At 67.9% G+C, this 1,475-nt stretch carries 1 protein-coding gene; it reads left to right on the top strand.

Annotated features, from left to right (window positions below; all coding sequences use genetic code 11):
- Window positions 1–41: 41 nt before the first annotated feature.
- A complete protein-coding gene (locus tag ACIPEK_RS46660) occupies window positions 42–1,280 on the top strand; it encodes an IS4 family transposase (RefSeq protein ID WP_402009131.1) in 1,239 nt (412 codons plus the stop codon).
- Window positions 1,281–1,475: the final 195 nt, after the last annotated feature.

Here is a 1,475-nt window from a genome sequence, read left to right as displayed (position 1 = left end):
CAATACCGGTGACTTTGCAGGTGCTGGCTCGTTGAGTTGGTGTGCCAAGGCCAGGACAGTTGAAGGCAGTTGAGAGTGATCGGTTTTCGGATCGCATCGCTCTGGGAGTGCTCACGCGTGCGTTTCCGCCGGAGCTGGTGGATGAGGTGGTGGCGGGGTGCGGACGCACGGAGGAACGTCGGCGCCTGCTTCCCGCACGGGTGGTGATGTATTTCGTGCTGGCGATGTGCCTGTTCTCGGGGCAGGGATATGAGGAGGTCGGACGGCTTCTCACCCAGGGCCTGGAACGGGAACGCCGCTGGTCGAAGACGTGGCGGGTACCCACCAGCGGGGCGATCGGACGGGCCCGGCTCCGGCTGGGGGCACAACCGGTGAAGGCGTTGTTCGCCCGGGTCTGCCGGCCCGTGGCGGTCCCGGCGACGCCGGGAGCCTGGTTTCGGGGTCTGCGGTTGGTATCGGTGGACGGCACGACCTTCGACCTTCCCGATACGGAGGCGAACGCCGCCTTCTTCGGGCGGCCGGGAACGGGGCGTGGGCAGGGCAGGAGCGCGTATCCGCAGGCCAGGGCCGTGGCCCTGGTCGAGTGCGGTACCCACGCCGTGTTCGCCGCCGACGTCGCGCCGCTGGCGGTGCACGAGACGGCCCTGGCCCGCCGCCTGTTCCCCTCGCTGACCAGGGGAATGCTGCTCCTGGCAGATCGGGGCTTCCTCGGCTTCGACCTGTGGCAGGCCGCCGCGGCGACCGGCGCGGACCTGCTGTGGCGGGTCAGGAGCAACGCGGTCCTGCCCGTGGTGACCGCGCTGCCCGATGGCTCCTACCTGTCGGAGATCGTTGCCGCCCGGGACAAGAACCGGCGAGCTGACCCGGCACCGGTCCGCGTGATCGAATACACCCTGGGCCCACGTGGAGAAGGCACCGTCTACCGGCTGGTCACCACGCTCCTGGACCCGGCCACCGCACCGGCCACGGAACTGGCCGCGCTCTATGCCGAGCGCTGGGAGATCGAGACCACCCTCGATGAGATCAAAACCCACCTGGGCGGTCCCCGCTTCGTCCTGCGCTCCCAGCATCCGGCCGGGGTGGAGCAGGAGATCTTCGCGTTCCTCCTGGTGCATCACGCGCTGCGCGACCTCATGCACCAGGCGGCCCAGCTGGAGAGAGAGGACCCGGACCGGATGTCCTTCACCCGCACCTTGCGCGTCGTCCGCCGGCAGACCACCAGCCAGGCGGGGCTTTCCCCCCTCCCGGCTCACCAAGGCGCTGACGCAGACCCTGCATGAAATCACCGAACGTCTCCTGGAACCACGACGGTTACGGTCCAACCCGCGAGTGATCAAACGCAAAATGTCCAACTGGGCACTCAAACGCACCGAACACAACAACCCGCCTCGCCCGGACACCCCCGTCATCACCCTCGTCGAGCCCACCAAAACAGCCCCAACCCCACGAGTGAAGCCCTAAAACACCGGTATTGC

Origin of the sequence: Streptomyces sp. NPDC088246 (assembly GCF_044741025.1) — a bacterium.
Classification (GTDB): Bacteria; Actinomycetota; Actinomycetes; order Streptomycetales; family Streptomycetaceae; genus Streptomyces.
This window is presented reverse-complemented; position numbering and strand designations above follow the sequence as displayed.